The 16,280-nt window shown below is 60.7% G+C and carries 11 protein-coding genes; 4 read left to right on the forward strand and 7 right to left on the reverse strand.

Going from position 1 to position 16,280, the window contains the following annotated elements:
* Nucleotides 1-21: 21 nt before the first annotated feature.
* From ACOYW0_RS14340 to ACOYW0_RS14350, 3 genes are all read right to left on the reverse strand, one after another.
* Complete coding sequence (locus tag ACOYW0_RS14340) at nt 22-798, reverse strand: ABC transporter ATP-binding protein (RefSeq protein ID WP_482414543.1); 777 nt, start codon at nt 796-798, stop codon at nt 22-24.
* Entirely contained in the window at nt 795-1,583 is a 789-nt protein-coding gene (locus ACOYW0_RS14345; protein ID WP_482414544.1) for an ABC transporter permease, read from the reverse strand. Before ACOYW0_RS14345 ends, ACOYW0_RS14340 begins: the two co-directional genes overlap by 4 nt.
* Before the next feature lie 1,918 nt (nt 1,584-3,501).
* Nucleotides 3,502-3,747, reverse strand: coding sequence for a hypothetical protein (locus tag ACOYW0_RS14350; protein WP_482414545.1), 246 nt, complete (start codon nt 3,745-3,747; stop codon nt 3,502-3,504).
* 543 nt (nt 3,748-4,290) lie between these two features.
* On the opposite strand from ACOYW0_RS14350, the gene ACOYW0_RS14355 reads away from it, so the two are divergent.
* From ACOYW0_RS14355 to ACOYW0_RS14370, 4 genes are all read left to right on the forward strand, one after another.
* Nucleotides 4,291-5,811: an ATP-binding cassette domain-containing protein gene (locus tag ACOYW0_RS14355; protein WP_482414546.1), complete on the forward strand. Its 1,521-nt coding sequence runs from the start codon at nt 4,291-4,293 to the stop codon at nt 5,809-5,811.
* 216 nt (nt 5,812-6,027) lie between these two features.
* Nucleotides 6,028-7,623, forward strand: coding sequence for an aldehyde dehydrogenase family protein (locus ACOYW0_RS14360; RefSeq protein ID WP_482414547.1), 1,596 nt, complete (start codon nt 6,028-6,030; stop codon nt 7,621-7,623).
* Nucleotides 7,624-8,498: 875 nt separating this feature from the next.
* Complete coding sequence (locus ACOYW0_RS14365) at nt 8,499-10,223, forward strand: methyl-accepting chemotaxis protein (RefSeq protein ID WP_482414548.1); 1,725 nt, start codon at nt 8,499-8,501, stop codon at nt 10,221-10,223.
* A 394-nt stretch (nt 10,224-10,617) separates the two neighbouring features.
* Nucleotides 10,618-12,540 (forward strand): RecQ family ATP-dependent DNA helicase, encoded by a 1,923-nt coding sequence (locus ACOYW0_RS14370; protein ID WP_482414549.1) that lies wholly within the window; start codon nt 10,618-10,620, stop codon nt 12,538-12,540.
* Between the two features lie 61 nt (nt 12,541-12,601).
* On the opposite strand, the gene ACOYW0_RS14375 is transcribed toward ACOYW0_RS14370, so the two are convergent.
* From ACOYW0_RS14375 to ACOYW0_RS14390, 4 genes are read right to left on the reverse strand one after another with little or no spacing between them, the layout of a single operon-like run.
* On the reverse strand, nt 12,602-12,871 hold the full coding sequence (locus tag ACOYW0_RS14375) for an NAD(P)-binding domain-containing protein (RefSeq protein ID WP_482414550.1): 270 nt from the start codon (nt 12,869-12,871) through the stop codon (nt 12,602-12,604).
* Complete coding sequence (locus ACOYW0_RS14380) at nt 12,817-13,185, reverse strand: hypothetical protein (RefSeq protein ID WP_482418836.1); 369 nt, start codon at nt 13,183-13,185, stop codon at nt 12,817-12,819. The genes ACOYW0_RS14375 and ACOYW0_RS14380 overlap by 55 nt, the downstream gene beginning before the upstream one ends.
* 24 nt (nt 13,186-13,209) lie before the next feature.
* Nucleotides 13,210-14,241: a S1C family serine protease gene (locus ACOYW0_RS14385; protein ID WP_482414551.1), complete on the reverse strand. Its 1,032-nt coding sequence runs from the start codon at nt 14,239-14,241 to the stop codon at nt 13,210-13,212.
* Nucleotides 14,242-14,268: 27 nt separating this feature from the next.
* A complete protein-coding gene (locus tag ACOYW0_RS14390) occupies nt 14,269-16,260 on the reverse strand; it encodes a monovalent cation:proton antiporter family protein (RefSeq protein ID WP_482414552.1) in 1,992 nt (663 codons plus the stop codon).
* Nucleotides 16,261-16,280: the final 20 nt, after the last annotated feature.

Below are 16,280 nucleotides of genomic sequence, written 5' to 3' on the forward strand. Positions count from 1 at the left end.
CGAGCCGAAGGCCTGCTTTCTTTAGGCATCGATGCGGGTGGGGCCGATGCAGCAGGGCAGGGCGTTGAGTTCACGTCTCAGGTCGCGGACCACCGCTTCCATGTCGTGTGAATACCGGGTGCGGGGGCGGGGCAGGCCGATGGGTTTGTCTGCCCGGATGTTGCGGGGGGAGGGCCCCATGACGATGACCCGATCTGCCAGGAAGGCCGCCTCTTCCACGCTGTGGGTAACGTAGACCACGGTCTGGCCGAAGCGCTGCCAGAGCCGGAGCAGCTCGTCCTGGAGCCTTTCCCGGGTGTTGGCGTCCAGGGCGCTGAAGGGCTCGTCCATGAGCAGGACGTCGGGGGCAAGGGCCAGAACCCGGGCAATGGCCACCCGCTGCTTCATGCCGCCGGACAGGGTGTGGGGGTAGGCCTTGGCGTGGTCGGCCATGCCCACGAGCTCCAGGTGGTGCAGGGCCTCTTCGGTGCAGGTTTTATCCGGCTTGCCTTGCTGCTCCAGGCCGAATGCCACGTTTTTCAGCACCGTGAGCCAGGGAAAGAGGGTGGCCTCCTGGAAGACCACGCCCCGCTCCGGCCCGGGGTCCGTGATGGGTTCCCCCCGAAACAAAAGGGTCCCAGAGGTGGGCCGGACAAATCCTGCAATGAGGTTGAGGAGCGTGGTTTTACCGCACCCGCTGGGGCCCAGGATGCAGGTGAACTCCCCATGGCCCAGGGAGAGGGAGACATCGGATAAAATGGCCGGGCCCGAGGCACCGTTTGTGCCGTATGCTTTATGAAGGTCGGTGCAGGAGATCATGCGTCATCCCCCGTGAGGTACCATTTGGCAATGGTCCTCTCTTCAAGGGGCTTGAACAGGAGACGTTCCACCAGGAGCCCGATGAGGCAGATGATGCCGATGCAGGAGAAGGCCGAGGCGTAATCCAGGGTCCAACGGGCTTCGATGATGGCGTAGCCCAGGCCCGTTCCCGTGCCCACCACCATTTCAGCCGCCACCAGGACCCGCCACCCGTTGCCCAGGCCGATGCGAAGGCCGCTGATGGTGGCCGGAAGGGCCCCGGGCAGCAGCACGCGAAGGAGCAGGGTCTTTCCCCTTGCCCCCATCATGCGCGCCGCCCGCAGATAGGTTTCGTCGAGCTGCTGCACCCCGGACAGGACGTTTAAGGCAATGGGGGTAAAGGCGGTGATGGCGATCATGGAGACGGTGGCGGCCTCGCCGATGCCGAAGCAGAGGATAGCCACGGGGATCCAGGCCAGGCCCGGGATCAGCTGTAGGACGTGGAGAATGGGAAGGGTCGCATTGCGAAAGCCCCTGGACCACCCCGCCAGCAGGCCGTAAAAGGTGCCGCACACCGCGGCGATACCGAAGCCAGCGAGCCAGCGCAGGAGGCTGTCCCCTATGTGGCGTATCAGGGGCGCTTCGGACAGGGGAGCGCCGGACACCAGGGCCGCCAGGGTTTGGCCCACCTCCCAGGGGGTGGGAAAGGCCACGTGCCGGTTGGCCTGGATCATCAGGGCCATTGCCTGCCAGATCATGAGAAAAATGAGAAAGGGTAGCATTTTTCCAAAGATGGTTTTTGCCATGGAGGTTCCTGCCTTGCACATGATGTGGGGTTTTTCACGACGTTGGGGCGTTGCGGCGGTTTCAGGCGGGGCACGCACCCAGGGTTACCCTTGATACGTTGCAAATTTCAGTCCACGAGTATCTCATGTTTTGGGCCAAGGGGCACGGGAAAAGTGGGGAGAGGCTTTGTTAGGGTGGGCAAAGCGGAGCGTGCCCATCGTTGCACGGTTAACCCGCACCTTCCCAACTCCATGACAGAGAGCATCGCCACACGCGATGGGCACGGCGCCAGGGCCGTCGCAACCTCAGCGGATACGGCTGTGCCTTTGCCCATCCTACACCACCTCGGGTTATCGCCTCAGATGGCCGTGTATCACACGTAGGATGGGCAAAGCGGAGCGTGCCCATCGTTGCACGGTGAACCCGCACCTTCCCAGCTCCATGGCAGAGACCTTCGCCGCACGCGATGGGCACGGCGCCAAGGCCGTCGCAACCTCAGCGGACACGGCTGTGCCTTTGCCCATCCTACACCACCTCGGGTTATCGCCTCAGATGGCCGTGTATCACACGTAGGATGGGCAAAGCGGAGCGTGCCCATCGTTGCACGGTGAACCCGCACCTTCCCAGCTCCATGGCAGAGACCTTCGCCGCACGCGATGGGCACGGCGCCAAGGCCGTCGCAACCTCAGCGGACACGGCTGTGCCTTTGCCCATCCTACACCACCTCGGGTTATCGCCTCAGATGGCCGTGTATCACACGTAGGATGGGCAAAGCGGAGCGTGCCCATCGTTGCAGGGTTAACCCGCACCTTCCCAACCCCATGACAGAGGCCATCGCCGAACGCGATGGGCACGGCGCCAGGGTCGTCATAACCTCAGCGGATACGGCTGTGCCTTTGCCCAACCTACACCACCTCGGGTCATCGCCTCCGGTGTCCGTGTGTCACACGTAGGATGGGCAAAGCGCAGCGTGCCCATCGTTGCAGGGTTAACCCGCACCTTCCCAAATCCATGACAGAGAGCATCTCCACACGCGATGGGCACGGCGCCAGGGCCGTCGCAACCTCAGCGGATACGGCTGTGCCTTTGTCCATCCTACACCATCTCGGGTTATCGCCTCAGATGGCCGTGTGTCACACGTAGGATGGGCAAAGCGGAGCGTGCCCATCGTTGCACGGTGAACCCGCACTTTCCCAACCCCATGACAGAGGCCATCGCCGCACACGATGGGCACGGCGCCAGGGCCGTCACAACCTCAGCGGATACGGCTGTGCCTTTGCCCATCCTACATCACCTCGGGTTATCGCCTCAGATGGCCGTGTGTCACACGTAGGATGGGCAAAGCGGAGCGTGCCCATCTTTCCACGATTAACCCGCACCATCCCAGCCCCATTGCAGAGGCCATCACCACACACGATGGGCACGGCGCCAGGGCCGTCACAACCTTAGCGGATACGGCTGTGCCTTTGCCCATCCTACACCCCCTCGGGTTATCGCCTCAGATAGCCGTGTGTCACACGTAGGATGGGCAAAGCGCAGCGTGCCCATCTTTGCAGGGTTAACCCACATCTTCCCAACCCCATGACAGAGAGCATCGCCACACACGATGGGCACGACGCCAGGGCCGTCGCAATCTCAGCGGACACGGCTGTGCCTTTGCCCATCCTACACCACCTCGGGTTATCGCCTCCGGTGGCCGTGTGTCACACGTAGGATGGGCAAAGCGGAGCGTGCCCATCTTTGCAGGGTTAACCCGCACATTCCCAACCCCATAACAGAGGCCATCGCCGAACGCGATGGGCACGGCGCCAGGGTCGTCACAACCTCAGCGGATACGGCTGTGCCTTTGCCCATCCTATACCACTTCGGGTTATCGTCTCCGGTGGCCGTGTGTCACACGTAGGATGGGCAAAGCGGAGCGTGCCCATCTTTGCACGATTAACCAGCACCTTTCCACATGATCATCACCACCCGTTCCTGGCCGTCTTCGGCGATGCAGGAGAGGTGCAGGGTGCCCCGGTCGAGGAAGAAAAAGGTGTTGTCGTCGGCGTTGCTCAGCTCGTGGTGCCGGGGCAGGGTCTTGCGCGTTCCTTTGTCCAGGATCTCCCGCCAGGGGGCGTTCAAATCCCGGATGCGAAACACGGCCAGGTCCTGTTTGTAGGTGTCGATGTCGGGGTGGTTCATGGCAAAGCCCTCCTTGTTTTTCTGGTCTGAACGACGCCCCGGCATGTTGCGGCGTGTTCCTCTGTCCGTCATACGACATTGGGGGATATTTGGCACGCGGGAATTGCCGATGCCGGTGCAAGGGAGGGGGAGGTTTTTTTCTTCTGTGGGGGGCTGTGGGCAGGACAGAAAGATATTGATGAAACCTCCCTTCCCGTATAAGAATAAGACACCTTTACCCGATGTATCCACGTCGGGCCCCCTTTACTCCACCAAAGGAACGAACCGATGAGAAACTAGCCAAGGGAATCAGACCAGATCATGTGAATCGGTACACAAGGGCGACCGCTTTCGGGCTGTCATGCCATCACCATTCCCATGTTCCGTTCCCCTCGGCTCTTTTGGTTTGACGTATCGCGTCGGACCCGTCGGTTTTCCCTCCCACATGTGCACCCTTGTTTCTCAAGGGCGTATCATCCACGGGTACACCCATCCGACAACAGAGCGCACTCCCCTTGCCCGACGGTGACGGAACATGGCCATAATAATGATGAAGAGGGAACCATGGGCCACTCAACCGTTGTTTTTGATGCGATAACCTTTTCCTATCCAGCGTCGTGCTCGCTTGTCTTTGATCACCTTTCCGTGACGGTTCCCAGGGGGTGGACCGGCGTGGTGGGGGGTAACGGCACCGGGAAAACCACCCTTTTAAAGCTCGCTGCCGGAGACCTCAGACCGGATTCCGGCCGCGTCACCGCACCGGAGCATGCGGTTTACTGCCGCCAGGACACGGACCGGATGCCAGATCTCCTGGAAGAGATGCTCGTTTCCGGGGACAAGGCCGCAGGCCGCCTCGTCTCGGAGTTGGAAATGGGCTACGACTGGCCCTACCGGTGGGAGAGCCTGAGCCATGGGGAGCGGAAGCGGGCCCAGGTGGGCACGGCCCTCTGGAGACAGCCCCGTTTGTTGGCGGTGGACGAGCCCACAAACCATCTGGACGCCAGGGCAAGGGGGCTTCTTTTCAACGCGCTGAAGGCTTTTCAGGGCATCGGGCTCCTGGTGAGCCACGACCGGGAGCTTTTGGATGCGCTGTGTGATCGGTGCCTCTTTATGGACCCTCCGGCTGTCCGGTTGAGGCCGGGAACGTATTCCCAGGGCCGGGAGCAGGCCAAGCTGGAGGAGCAATCCGCGGAAAAAGAGCGCGAAACTGCAGGCCGGGCTCTGAAAAAACTGAAGCAGGAGGCGGCCCGAAGAAGGGACCGTGCCTCCAGCTCCAACGCCAGGCGGTCCAAACGGGGCGTTGCTTCAAAGGATCACGACGCAAAAGCCAAGATCGATCTCTGCCGCATTTCAGGAAAAGACGGGGCAGATGGTCGGGCCTTGAAACGCCTTGCGGGAAGGATACGCCAGGCCGATGAGACGCACCGGAACATCCGGGTCATCAAGCGGTATGACACCGGCATACGGCTGCCGGACAGCCGGTCGAAGCGTGACTTTTTGTTTCACATCCCCAGGGGGACAATGGCCCTGTCTCCGGACAAGCGCCTGAGCTTTCCCGACCTCGACATGGGGCCATCAAGCCGGGTGGGGATCACCGGAAACAACGGGACGGGCAAAAGCTCCCTGATTCGCTATGTCCTCACCCGAATCCGCATAGCGGAAGAGCGGGTGTTCTTTCTGCCCCAGGAGACAGACCCGGACGAGGCCCGTGGATTTGTCCGCAAGGTCCGCTCGTTGCCCGAAGAGGAGCTGGGGCGGATCATGACCCTTGTCCGCAGGCTGGGATCGCCACCTGCAAGGCTCATGGATACGCGGCAGCCGAGTCCGGGAGAGCTGAGGAAACTTGCCATCGCCATGGGCATTGCCAAGCATCCCCATCTCATTGTCATGGACGAACCCACCAATCACCTGGACCTGCCCTCGGTGACCTGCCTGGAGGAAGCCCTGGCTTTGTGCTCGTGCGGCCTTCTTGTGGTGAGCCATGACAATCGTTTTCTGGCGCGCATTGCCGAGACCCGGTGGCACCTGGCACCTGTGGCGGGCGGGAACGGTAACGTGGCTTTGGAGGTGTCCGGTTTTGCATGACGGGCATGGCCCGTACCCTGGTTGTGCCGGTGCCGGGAACCTGTTTTACTTTCGTGAACCACATTTTCTGGTGTGTATTGACAGGGTTGTCGTTGGAGGCTATGGTTGGGGGAGTTGTCGGCCGTCTGGCCGACTGAGAGGCTTGGGAATCAAGGCACGAACGGTTGGTCCAACACAACGGCTCCCCGTTTTATCAGGGCCGGAAAGGAGGCACAGATGAGCAGTTCCATGGAGGCACAGGTTCTACCGGACAATGACGCGACCCCTTGCTGCGACGCCGTTACAGGGGAGCTTCTCGGGCACTCTCCCCTGCATTCCACAGAAGACCTCAAAGAGGCCATTGCGGCGGGAAGGCTGGCTCAGAAGGCTTGGGCGGGCATGCCGGTGAAAGAGCGGGTCCGGCGGATGATGCCGGTGCGGGAGTATATGATGGCCCATCTGGACGAGCTGGCCGAGACCGTGGCCCGGGATGTGGGGAAAACCCGTATCGACGCCCTGGTTTCCGAGATCGTGCCCGCCATGATGGCCCTGACATATTACGGCGGCAAGGCCAAGGGGTTTCTCAAGCCCCGAAGGATGATGCCGGGGAATCTCTTTTTTGCCAACAAGTGGAGCAGGATTCACCGGGTGCCCTTTGGGGTGATCGGGATTATCTCGCCGTGGAATTACCCCTTCAGTATTCCCTTTTCAGAGGTGGTCATGGGGCTGCTTGCGGGCAACGCCGTGGTTCTCAAGACCGCTTCGGAGACCCAGGCCGTGGGCCTGGCCCTGAAAGAGTGCCTTGCGGCCGCGGACCTGCCCGAAGGGCTCTTCAGCTTTATCAACATGCCCGGTCGCATGGCAGGGGATGCCTTTCTGGAGTCCGGGGTCGACAAACTCTTCTTCACCGGCTCGGTTCCCGTGGGGAAGATCCTCATGGCCAAGGCGGCCGAGACCCTTACCCCTGTCTCCCTGGAACTTGGGGGCAACGACGCCATGCTGGTGTGCGAAGACGCCGACCTGGACCGCGCGGTGAACGGGGCGGTGTGGGCGGGCCTTCAGAACGCCGGGCAATCCTGCGGGGGCGTGGAGCGGATCTATGTGCATGTCGCCGTGTACGAGCCCTTTATGAAGCGCCTTAAGGCCAAGGTGGAGTCGCTGAGGATTGGGTACGATCGCAACCACACCACGGACGTGGGGGCCATTGCCACCGAACGGCAGCTGGAGACGGTGAAGCGCCACGTGGATGACGCCGTGGCCAAGGGCGCGGTGGTCTATGCCCGGTCCAAGCCCCCCAAAGACCCCATGCAGGGACATTTTTATCCGCCCACGGTGCTCACCGAGGTGACCCACGATATGCTGGTCATGGCCGAAGAGACCTTTGGCCCGGTGCTGGGGGTGATGAAGGTGGCCAGCATGGACGACGCCGTGATCCTTGCCAACGACTCCGATTTAGGGCTCACCGGCTCGGTGTGGACGAAAAAGTGGAAGAAAGGGGCCGAGCTTGCACGGCGCATCATGGCCGGTGCCGTCACCGTCAACGATCACCTTATGAGCCACGGCCTGGCCGAAACCCCCTGGGGCGGCTTTAAGGAGTCCGGCATCGGCCGTTCCCACGGCGCCATCGGCTTTGCCGAGATGACCGAATCCCAGGTGGTTGTGCAGGACGTGATGCCCCTTGTGAAGAAAAACCTGTGGTGGCACCCCTTCAGCCCTAGGGTCTACGCCACCATCAAGGGCGTGGCCCAGACCCTGTACGCCCCCACCTGGAAAGAGCGGGCCAAAGGACTTGGCAAGGTGCTCATGGGCTTTCCCCGGATGTTTATGAAGTAGGGTAAATAGATAAGAAAAAACGCTGCCTCCGGCGGCAAGGTGAGCCACCTTGAAAGCAGGTTTCGGATGTGATTTCCCCCTCGTTCCTCGGGGCAAATCACATCCGCCTTTAAAGTAAACATTCACTCAAAAAGATGTTTTAAAACCTGTTTGTTAAACCCGCCTTTATAAAATCAGGCAAACGTTTAGCCCCCGGAAGGGCCGCCGGAGGCATAAGCTGAATAGTAACAAATGCCTTTACCTGTGACGGGAAGATGTCTCGTCTGTGGTAAAGGCATTTTTTTTGTGCGTAGCAGGTGTCGGGAGGAAGGCAACGCAAGCCGGACAGGGATCACGGGGAACGTTCCGGGTGGCAGGGGCTGAGCCTCTTATCCCGGATATTTCATGGCTCGTGAAATATCCGGATGATGCGTTTTGCTTTCAGGCTTGAGATGCATGTTGCATGGAATCCCGTATCAAGGGTGATTCCCTATCACCTATCACCTATCACCTATCACCTATCACCGACGGCATCGCTGCTGTTTTTTTAAAGTGGGACTGTCTCAGAAAATCGGTGATTTGCCACTTGGGTTTTGCCGCAAGGGCAGCCCAGAGCTGAAATTGATCTAAATCGCGGGGCGCAATCGGCGATAACAGAAGTGTGTGGAACAGTGTTTGGTCTGGTGACCAGAGGGTATGTGACTAAATTTTTTTTGACAGAGGAGGGTGTCCCCTGTGCGGCCTGTTTTTGGCTGGGACGGGGTGTTGGTTGCTAAAAAAAATGCGTACGTTTCGTCTGTTCCACGGATGTTGAGACAGGGCCCTTTCAACGGCGAAAGGGCAAGGGCTCATAGTTTCTGGAGAGCCCCGAATTGCATGGCTGCAAAGGAGAAGGAATGCTCAAAAACGTATCAATCAAAGCACGTCTGTTTGTTGTTGTCGGGATGGTCATGGTGTTGTTTGTCGGTATGTTGTTCGGCGTGTTTGAAACGGGACGTTTGGCAAAAGAGGTGGGGATCGATGCGGCTGAGTCGATGATGCTGGAAAGGCAGAAGGAGACGCTGAAGGTGGCGTCCCATACCGTGGGGGAGATGCTGGGCAAGGCGTTAAAGGGCACGACCGACCCTGCGGAGGTGCGTGCCGTGGTGGAAGACCGCATCGCCTCCCTCAGGTTTGGTGAGGATAAGTCGGGCTATTTTTTTGTTTACGACAAGACGACCGTGGTGTGTGTGGCGACCAACCTATCCCTTGCGGGAAAAGAACTCTCCGGCGTCAAGGATTCGGTGGGGGTGTATTACGTCCGCGATCTTCACAATGCGGCCAAAGGCGGCGGCGGGTTTGTACGGTATCAGTACAAGAAGCCCGGCAAGGGGATCCAGCCGAAGCTTGGGTATGCAGAGATGATCCCGGGTACCGGCCTCTGGGTGGGGACCGGTGTCTACATCGACAACATTGACGTGGAGAAAGCACGCATCGAAGCCCTTGTGTCGGGCAATGTGGCCCGAAAGGGGGCATGGGTGGCCGGGCTCGCCGGTGCCTTTTTCCTTTTAATGATCCTTCCCGTGACCCTGACCATTGCTTTTGGCATTTCCCGCACCCTGGGGGAAGCCATTGAAGGGCTTCAGGGCATAGCCGAAGGGGAGGGGGACCTCACCACACGCCTGGTGATCAAGAAACATGACGAGATCGGCGTTTTGGCCCACTGGATCAACGTCTTCATCGAGAACCTTCAGGGCATCGTTCGGGACGTCACGGATAACGCCCGGGGGCTCAACGGTGCCGCAAACGAACTCTCGGCCGTCTCCACCCAGCTTTCCCAGAATGCGGATGAGGCCTCTTCCAAGTCCAGGACCGTTGCCGCGGCAGCCGGTGAGATGAGCGGCAGCATGACCTCGGTGGCCGCCGCAAGCGAGCAGGCCGCAGGCAACGTCGGCATGGTGGCCGCAGCCTCCGAAGAGATGAGCGTCACGGTCCAGGACATCGCCGCCAACTCCGAAAAGGCCAGCACCATGACCCACGAGGCCGTGGACAAGGCGCGCATGGCCAGCCGGAAGGTGGATCACCTGGGCGGGTCGGCCCAGGAGATCGGCAAGGTGACCGAGGCCATCACCGAGATCTCCGAGCAGACCAACCTGCTGGCCCTGAACGCCACCATCGAGGCGGCCCGTGCCGGTGAAGCCGGAAAAGGTTTTGCTGTTGTCGCCAACGAGATCAAGGCCCTGGCTGCCCAGACCGCCGACGCCACCCAGGAGATCAAGCGCCAGGTGGCCGGGATCCAGGGGGCCACCGAAGAGACCGTGGTGGAGATCCGGTCCATCACGGATGTGATCGTGGAGGTCAACGACGTGGTGGCAACCATTGCCGCTGCCGTGGAAGAGCAGGCCGTCACCACCCGGGAGATCGCCGGCAACGTGGCCCAGGCTGCCCAGGGTATCGATGAAGTGAACTCCAACGTGGCCGAAAGCTCCATGGTGGCCGAGAACATCGCCCAGGAGATCAGGGTGGTGAACGCCACCGGCGCCGAACTCGCCTCCAGCAGCACCTTGCTCAGCACCCATGCCGGTGAGTTGACGCGGCTCTCCGATGCCCTGACAGGGATGGTGGCGCGGTTTAAGGTGTGAGAATGGTAAAAGGGTAAAGGCTAAGGGCAAAAGGCAAAAGGCAAAAGGTAATTAGGTAATAGGAAATAGGTAATAGGGTGAAAGGTTGAAGGAAAAGGCTTCCGGTGGCCGCTTTTTGAAAAAAGCTGGACCATAAACCTTTGGTAGCCCCCTGGTTTTCTCCGTGTCCTTCGGAATAAGCCAGGGGGCTTTTTTGTGGAAGGAAATCGGTGTGTTTTGGACGGCAGGCTAATCTTTTCTGGATGAAGGTGGCTCCTGTTGACAACACCCCTGGGTTTCTGGTTGCATGACGGGGCATAAGGGGCACATTCCATGCCTGTGTAAGGATTCAGTTGCCTCCGACGGGTCGCTTTTTGACCTGACTCGTGACCACGTTTGATGAGGAAAGGAAATCATGAACACAGCAGAGCTGCTTAATCGGTTTGGTTTTTCAGGGTTTCGGCAGGGGCAGGAGCCGGTGGTGGAGAGGATCCTGGGCGGGGGATCGGCCCTGGCTGTGTTTCCCACGGGGGCGGGCAAGTCCCTGTGCTATCAGCTTCCGGCCCTGGCATTGCCCGGGCTTACCGTGGTGATTTCGCCCCTCATCGCCCTGATGAAGGATCAGGAAGATTTTCTCAAGGCCAAGGGCATCCCGGCGGCCCGCCTGGACTCTACCCTGACCCGCGAGGCGTCCCGGAAAATTTTGGGGGAGGCCATGGACGGGACCCTCAAGATCCTTATGGTGTCGGTGGAGCGCCTTCGAAACGAGATTTTCAGGGAGCAGCTCAAGCGCATGAACCTATCGCTCCTTGTGGTGGACGAGGCCCACTGCATCTCCGAGTGGGGCCACAATTTTCGGCCCGATTACCTGAAGATCCCCGAGTACAAGTCCTTTTACAATATTCCCCAGGTGCTTTTGCTCACGGCCACGGCAACGCCCAAGGTGGCCCGGGATATCTGCGAGAAGTTCGGTATGGGTGAAGAGAGCGTGGTTCGCACCGGTTTTTTCCGGCCCAACCTGCACCTGCGGGTGCTCCCGGCGGCCACATACACCGAAAAGCGCGGGGCGCTCCTGGCGGCCATGGGGGATGAGCCCCGTGGGCCGGCCATCGTTTACACCACCCTCCAGAAAGGGGCGGAGTCTGCGGCGGCCTTTCTGACGGAAAACGGGTTCCCCTGTGAAGCCTATCATGCGGGGCTGGCACCGGACGTTCGGGCGTCCATTCAGAACCGGTTCATGGAGGGCTCTTTGCCCACGGTGGCCGCCACCATCGCCTTTGGCATGGGCATCGACAAGAGCGACATCCGCAAGGTGATCCACTTTGACCCGCCCAAATCCATCGAAGGGTACAGCCAGGAGATCGGCCGGGCGGGCCGCGACGGCGAGCTCTCCGCCTGCACCCTCATCGGCTCCCGGGAGGGGATTTACACCCTGGAGAACTTTGTCTACGGGGATACCCCGTCCAAAGAGAGCATTTTCAAGCTGGTCTCCGAAATCGCCTCCCACTCCGAGAAGCACTGGGAGGTGAGGCAGTCCGAGCTCACCCGGCAGCTGGACATGCGGCCCCTGCCCTTAAAGACCCTGCTTGTGTACCTGGAGCTTTTCGGGGTGATCAAGCCCGTGCGGGTTTTTTTCGAGAATTACGCCTTTAAGTACGAGCGCCCCAAAGGGGCCATCATCGATGCGTTTCAAGGCGAGCGCCGTGCCTTTGTGGAGACACTCTTTTCCCTGTCCGCCGACAAGAAGGTGTGGAGCTATCCGGACATGCAGGCGGTCTGCCAGGCCACCGGATCTCCCAGGGAGCGGATCCTGAGCGCCCTCTCCTGGTTTGAAGAGCAGGGGATGATTACCCTGAAGCAGGGCCGGGCCGTGGATGTCTTTGAGATTCTCCAGCAACAGGTGGATGTGCCCGCTCTTTCCGAACGCCTCCACGATCTCTTCAGCCGGAAAGAGGTCTCCGAGGTGGCGCGGATTCATGAGGTCCTCGACCTTGCCGACGGCACCGCCTGTCTGCCCCAGGCCCTCTCTGCTTACTTTGGAGAGCCCCTGGAGCACCCGTGCGGGAGTTGTTCGGTCTGCCTTGGCAAGCATCGCCCCATTCCGCCTGCCCCCCATGCCCGTGATTTATCGGCCCTTCACCTTGATCAGGTGGCCGGGTCCTTTGTTGCCGGGCTTGCCAACCGTGATCCGCGCCTCATCGCCAAGTTTCTCTGCGGCATCCCGTCTCCCTCCCTGTCCCGTACCCGGGGAGAAAAGGGGTTTGCCGCCCTGGAGACCGAGCCATTCCATGAGGTGATGGCGTGGTGTGAGAGAGAATTGGGGACCCGTGAACAGTGAATCTGTTCCTGCAGCTCCGATGCCTTGACTATGGGTGCACCCGACCCGTGAAATATCCGGGCTAAGGTGTCCCCACCTTGCCGTCCATATACGTTTCCATGGCAGCCACGGCCCGTTTGGAGAAGGCCACGGCTTCCACCACGGCCTTGGCGCCGGTGACCACGTCCCCGGAGGCAAAGATCCCTTCCACTTTGGCGTAGTCGTACTCAAAGGGGGTGGCGGGCATTTCGGCTTCGCCGCGCCGGTAGACCACGGTGACCTCCTGGGCCCCTTTTCTCAAGGCCGTGCGGGCGACGTCCATGGCCACGTTTCCGGCGCCGATGATGGCCACGCGTTTGCCCAGGCGATAGACATCCCCTTACGGAAAAGCTCGATCATGTCGCGGATGGGTGTAGAAACGGGGTATCCCGTGGTGCAGCGGGGTTTTTTACAGACAAGGCACTGATTGGCCTCTTCGATGACATGGGTTCCCAAGGCAGACTCCTCACGGTTGGGGTGGAGCCTTTGGGACGGGGGTGTTGCGGCGATGCGCGGTCGGTTCTGCGGTGCGTGGAACAGCGGCCCCAAAGGCATTCCCGGACGCTTTCTGTCGGTGGGTTTCCGGAAAGAATGACTCCGATTATCGGGGGCGTTACTATGCCACATCCCAGGCAAAATGGAAAGGGAGCCTTAAGGGATCAGTTCCTGGAATTCATCCAGGGCAGCCTCAATGGGGATGGCTAAGCCGATGCCTTCGGAACCGGCGAGGCTCATGGTGTTGACGCCCACCACGCAGCCTGTTTGATCAATGAGGGGGCCCCCGCTGTTGTCGGGGTTGATGGGAGCGTCGGTCTGGATGTAGGTGTGGCCTTCATGGCTTCGTTTCCCGGAGAAAATGCCGGAGGTCACGGTGTGGGAAAGCCCCAAGGGGTTGCCGATGGTGAAGACCGACTGGCCGACTTTCAGGGCACCTGATTGCCCTTTTTTCATGCAGGGGCACTCTTTCTGGTCCAGCCGCAGGAGGGCCAGGTCATGGGTGTCGCTGAAGGTGACGTCGGTGGCCGTGTAGGTGGAATCGTCGTAGAGGATGACCGTGTAGCTGGGGTTGGCCCGGCTTTCTTCGATGGCCGCAAGACGGGTTTTGAGTTCGGCGAAGCGCAGTGCCGGAGTGGCCCTGTCATTCAGGTGCCTTTGGACGGTGGTGTCGCGCTTTTTGCTCTCTTGCCTGCTGCGGATGACATGGGCAAGTACACGCAGTTCCTGGCGTATCTCCTCGACCTCTTTTTCGCTTACGGTGAGAACATGCTTGTTGGTGAGGATCCGGCAGGAAGAGTCAATAAAGAACCCAGAGCCCGAGCCCCAGGGCGTTTCGATGAACACCGTTGCCAGCCGGCTTTCTTGGACCGGGTTGCCGTGGGGGCGGACCGCGTTGAACTGCCGGGCGATGCCGGTGGGGCCTCCTGGCCGGGGCTGCATGGGGGCCGACCGGATGGCGAGGTACATGCCACCGGTGATAAAGGCCCAGACAACGGTGAGGCTTAAGGTGACCCGTACCCATCTGGGGAGCCGGGTCACGGGCAGCCGGACGGGCTTGCGATCCGAGATGCTGTGGATGGGGTCGTTGAGACGTTCCTGTATCCTTTGGTATTTTTCAAAAACGACGCCGCATACCTCGCACTCTGATCCTGCGACTTGGTCGTGATGGCACTTGGGGCATTTCATGGCAGTTGTCCGTGTGTGGGTGAGCCCTTACTCCAGCACCTCGGTATCGAGATCGGGCGTGTTGATACCGGCCAGGGCCTGAAAGAGGCTGCGGGCCTCGTCGGTGCCGATGATGGCCACCAGGTCGCAGGCCGAGAGCCTCAGGTCTGCGTCGGGATTGGGGATGAGGGTTTCACCCCGGAGAACGCCCACCACGGACACCCCGGTTTCCGTGCGGATGCGCGCCTCGCCCAGGGTGCTGCCCACCAGGGCGCCCGAGGGCTCGAGGCGGACCCACTGCAGGTCGAACTGCTGCTCTGCCCTGGAGAGCTGGCCCAGGGTGGTCATCTGTTCGTGGTCTCCCAGCATGGGGGCGAAGATTTTCTGCCGGAGGGTCTCGGTCTGGTGCTGGATCTCCGTGGGGGGGACGCGAAGGTGGAGAAGGGCTTTACGGGTCATTTCCTGGCCGGCCTCGAACTCCGGCAGGATCACCTCGGAGACGTTCATGTCCTTGAATATTTCGATGAACTCCCTGCCAGAGGCCCGGGTGATGATGGTGATGTCTTCGGCCATGTTCCGGGCATGGGTCACCACGGAGCGAGCCTCCACCGGGCCGGGGAGGGTGATGAGCAGGAGGCGGGCCCTCAGGATGTCGGCCGCTTCCAGCACAATCTCGTGGCAGGCGTCGCCGAAGACCACGGGCAGGTTGTCCTGCCTGGCCAGCTCCACCCGCCGCTGGTCGAGTTCGATGATGACAAAGGGAAGGCCCATGGCCTTGAGGGCCGAGGCAATGTGGCGCCCCACGCGCCCGCCCCCGGCGATGACCACGTGGTCCTGGAATCCCTCTTCCGGGACGTTGACGGTTTCCAGGGGTTCATGGCGGAACCATCGTTTTTTCAAGGTGTAGAGTCGTGGGGTCAGGCCCGAGACAATGGGGGTAAGGACCATGGTGAGCACCGCCGTGGTGAGGAGCAGGCTGTAGAGATCATGGCTGATGGAGGACGTGGCTACCCCCACCCGTGCCAGGACAAAGGAGAACTCTCCCACCTGAAACAGGCCCAGGCCCACGGCCAGGGGTACCACGTTGCCGTAGCCGAAGAGGCGGGTGACCCCCATGAAGATGAGGCCCTTGCCCAGGCTGATGACGGTGACCAGAAGCAGCACCGCCCCGAGGTGGTCTTTAAGGAAGGTAAGGTCCAGGAGCATGCCCACCGAGGCGAAGAAGAGGAGCCCGAAGAGGTCCCTTAAGGGGATGATGTCGCTTAAGGCCTGGTGACCGTAATCCGATTCACTCAGGACCATGCCCGCCACAAAGGCGCCGAAGGCAAAGGAGAGGCCCACCAGGTAGGTGAGGTATCCGATGCCCAGGCCGATGGCGGTGATGGCCAGTAAAAAAAGCTCCCGGGAACCCAGGCGGGCGATGTGGGCCAGCAGTCGGGGCAAAAGGCGGGTTCCCAGGAAAATCATGGCAACAAGAAAAATCGTTGCCTTGGCGGCCGCGGCCCCCAGGTTATCCAGGCCCATACCCGGTGTGCTGAGCTGGGGCAGGATGATCATAAAGGGCACCACGGCCAGGTCCTGGATGATGAGCATGCCCACCATGACCTTGCTGGAGAGGGTGCCCATCCAGCCCTGGTTCATGAGGGTCTTTAAGATGACCATGGTGCTGGACAGGGAGATGAGGGCCCCGAGCCAGAGGGCCGGAAGCCAGCCCCAGCCCAGTGCCTTGCCGATGACAAAGCCCAGGGCGGTGGTGAGCCCCATCTGCAGGGGCGTGCCTATGATGGCGATTTTTTTGACCGGCTTAAGGTCCTTGCTGGAGAACTCCAGGCCCAGGGCAAAGAGCAGCAGGGCCACGCCGATTTCGGCCAGGAGTTCGATGTCGTGGATGTTGGCAACGGTGGTGAGGCCGGTGTGGGGACCCAGGGCGATGCCGGCGGCAATGTACCCGAGAATCAGGGGTTGACCGATACGCTGCATGAGAAGGCCACAGCAGAAGGCCGCGACCACGATGAGGATGATGTCTGTTGCAATGCCCATGGAAACCTCGGTTGCTGTGG

It is taken from the genome of Desulfoluna sp. HI9BLuna (assembly GCF_056829775.1).

Excerpts from the sequence above, each read along its gene's own strand:
- ACOYW0_RS14380 (WP_482418836.1), bottom strand. The coding sequence starts at position 13,185 with ATGTGGCATAGTAACGCCCCCGATAATCGGAGTCATTCTTTCCGGAAA.
- ACOYW0_RS14340 (WP_482414543.1), bottom strand. The coding sequence starts at position 798 with ATGATCTCCTGCACCGACCTTCATAAAGCATACGGCACAAACGGTGCC.
- ACOYW0_RS14350 (WP_482414545.1), bottom strand. The coding sequence starts at position 3,747 with ATGAACCACCCCGACATCGACACCTACAAACAGGACCTGGCCGTGTTT.
- ACOYW0_RS14355 (WP_482414546.1), top strand. The coding sequence starts at position 4,291 with ATGGGCCACTCAACCGTTGTTTTTGATGCGATAACCTTTTCCTATCCA.
- ACOYW0_RS14390 (WP_482414552.1), bottom strand. The coding sequence starts at position 16,260 with ATGGGCATTGCAACAGACATCATCCTCATCGTGGTCGCGGCCTTCTGC.
- ACOYW0_RS14345 (WP_482414544.1), bottom strand. The coding sequence starts at position 1,583 with ATGGCAAAAACCATCTTTGGAAAAATGCTACCCTTTCTCATTTTTCTC.
- ACOYW0_RS14385 (WP_482414551.1), bottom strand. The coding sequence starts at position 14,241 with ATGAAATGCCCCAAGTGCCATCACGACCAAGTCGCAGGATCAGAGTGC.
- ACOYW0_RS14360 (WP_482414547.1), top strand. The coding sequence starts at position 6,028 with ATGAGCAGTTCCATGGAGGCACAGGTTCTACCGGACAATGACGCGACC.
- ACOYW0_RS14365 (WP_482414548.1), top strand. The coding sequence starts at position 8,499 with ATGCTCAAAAACGTATCAATCAAAGCACGTCTGTTTGTTGTTGTCGGG.
- ACOYW0_RS14370 (WP_482414549.1), top strand. The coding sequence starts at position 10,618 with ATGAACACAGCAGAGCTGCTTAATCGGTTTGGTTTTTCAGGGTTTCGG.